Origin of the sequence: Photorhabdus cinerea, from assembly GCF_011189575.1 — a bacterium.
GTDB lineage: Bacteria > Pseudomonadota > Gammaproteobacteria > Enterobacterales > Enterobacteriaceae > Photorhabdus > Photorhabdus cinerea.
Genome location: NZ_PUJW01000086.1, coordinates 1 through 2,577, shown reverse-complemented (window position 1 = coordinate 2,577; position 2,577 = coordinate 1). Strand labels below are relative to the sequence as shown.

The window sequence follows — 2,577 nt, the reverse complement described above, 5'->3', positions numbered from 1 at the left end:
GCGCCCTGCGTCAGCGACAGGGTGTTCGCCTGAATTTTGCCATTTAATTCCGTTGCCCGGCTGAGGATATCGACATAATCCGTCGCCTTACCGTCCAGTCCTTTGTCACCAATGGTGATCTGGCCTTGTTTCACTTCCAATGCTTCCAGCGCCCCCTGTTTATCAAACTGGGGTTTACCGGTGGTCAGGGTGGTACCCGAAGTATTAATAAAACCACAGCCATCACAAGTTATGCCGTTGGGGTTGGCAATCATCACATTGGCTTTGTTACCCACCATTTCTAATTGGCCTTGCAGGTCAGAGCGGCCACTGCCGGTCACTTCATTGATGATCAGTTCCGCCGGTTTCTCTTTCAGGTTAGGGTTAGCGTTAAGTTGTCCGGCCAGTTGGGATTGCGCCGCCTGAGTGGCGTTATTGAGGACGGCGCCTTGTGTGGCGACATTGAACTCTTTATAAGTATTGTGAGATATCCCCATGTCATTTGGCGTGGCAATATTGACTACCGGGACATTGCCCTGATTTTGGACCTGTGTCTGGTTATTATCCGGCGTGATACCCGCAGCCATCGCCGGGTGTAGTGGCTGGATTGCCGTCAGATAAATTAAAAGATAACTCGTGGCTCTGACCACCGAGTCGTTGCGTTTATTCATTGCTTATCCCTTTCCTAAATTTAATAAGTGTGACAAAGTGAGTGAGGCTGACCAATAAGCAACCCAGTTATCCGGTTTTAAGTGAGCAGGGTGAATGAGGGGCTTTCCAATAGTGATGGTCTGATTGAATCTACGGTGAGTCAGTGATAAGCCCAGAGCCGCGCCGGTAACGTTTCCGCCGTCGATTTGTCCGGTTTTTTCTGTAACCAGCCAGTATCCAGCGCTCCGGTTAAGGCAAGTTCGCCCAAGGCTGGAAGTGCTGAAACTCGCCAGTTCAGCTCATTGCGCCAATATCCTCCGCGGTTGCCGGTAAGATATTGCTCTTTAAATCCCCGAACGGAATATTGTCCCCCCAGTGACAGGCGTTCACTGGCGTAAAGGTTGTCTGGCGTGGTTTGGCCGTAAATCGATGAGAGGTAATAAATGGAATCGGTAACCGGCATAAAATAGCTGGCACTCAGACTGAATTTGCGAAATTGACTACGTGGCGCATCGGGGAAACGTGGATCGTCTTTTGTGGCGCCAAGCGTCTGTAAACCGTGGTTTACCACCGGGTTAAAAGTGATATAGCTCCCCGCCAGTACGGTACTGTAATTAACGCCAAGGTTAATTGTGCTGAGTGTCGGACTGCTGATGGATAATGTTTCTCCGGCCAGTAAATTGGTGGTCCGACGGCGTGTGAGTCCCATATCCAATGCCAGCTTCTGCTTGCCATCACGATATACGCTCCGGTTTATTGCCAGTCGGTGAGTCTGGCTGTCACCGGTGTAGCGATAGGTTTGTGAACCCGTCGGGATACTTTGAAAAGAGTCATTCCATGCATATTGATAACTGAACAACCAGTAACCATAAGGCACTGTCACATTGGCGGAGAGGCTGCGGCTTTGATGGCTCTTGCGGAAATCACTGTTACGGCTGGTGGATAATGACCACTGGTCAGCAAGGTGTAATGGATTATCCAGGTTCACATTGGCATTGATTTGTCCGGTGCCGGTACTTTTCTGACCACTGTTATCTGCGCCTGAACTGGCACTGACCGGTAAGTGCGTCGATGTTCGTTTTAAGATAACCGCGGAATAACCGGGCTGTTTGCTCGGCTGGATATCAATGGTCACTTGTTGGGAAGGCAAGCGGTTTAAACGTTCCATGCCTTGTTCAATCTCGCGTAGATTAAGCGTTTTACCCACTATTTTGGGGAAAGCCATTTTCAACGAGAGAGGTGTTTCACCGTCCAGACTGATTGACTCAATTTTGCCTTCATTGACAGTAATAAAGAGGGTGCCGGAGGATAAATCCTGTGCTTTGAGGTTGGCATGGGAAGTGACATAACCCCGTTCGATATAGGCATTCGATACTTTACGCACCAGCCCATTAATATCCTGCAAAGTTAAACAATGAGATAAGTAAGGGTGAATCAGGTTCTGTTTGACTGACCTTGACAGGCTTTCTGCCCCCGCCAATTCAATCCGTTGAATGGTGTGGCAGATAGATTCAGCTGTACTCGGTGCTGCATCGGGTGATGGAGGTAAGGTGATGTTGTCGCGCAGTGCTTCCCGTTGCTGTTGGGCTTGTTGCAGCAGGGCTTTTTGTTGTTGAGTGATCGTTTCTTGATCCGCCGGGCTGATAGGAGTTGAAGCCTGTGCCAGCGCGGAGATTGCCAGTAGGATAAACCCTGTCAGATTCCAGTGATAAATAGAAACTGTTGCCATTTTTATAATTAAAAACTTAATATTATAATTAAGTTATAATATTGTAATGTAATTACTTATCTGTCTACTTCTGTTTGGAATTATCAGTATTAAACCTGAGGTGAACTCGACTTTTTTATGTTTATCCCACCATAAATAATCTTGATAGTTAAATAATAACAATATCAAACCATTCTAATGCAGGATTAATTACCTGTCTGAATGGATGGTATAAAATG

General features: G+C 47.3%; 1 protein-coding gene and 1 pseudogene. Both read right to left on the bottom strand.

Going from position 1 to position 2,577, the window contains the following annotated elements; all coding sequences use genetic code 11:
- Positions 1 to 650 (bottom strand): filamentous hemagglutinin N-terminal domain-containing protein (locus C5469_RS22600; RefSeq protein WP_166310923.1); only part of this gene is annotated, 650 nt, incomplete at its 3' end.
- Positions 651 to 653: 3 nt separating this feature from the next.
- Positions 654 to 2,359 (bottom strand): annotated as a pseudogene (locus C5469_RS22595) (ShlB/FhaC/HecB family hemolysin secretion/activation protein).
- Positions 2,360 to 2,577 lie beyond the last annotated feature (218 nt).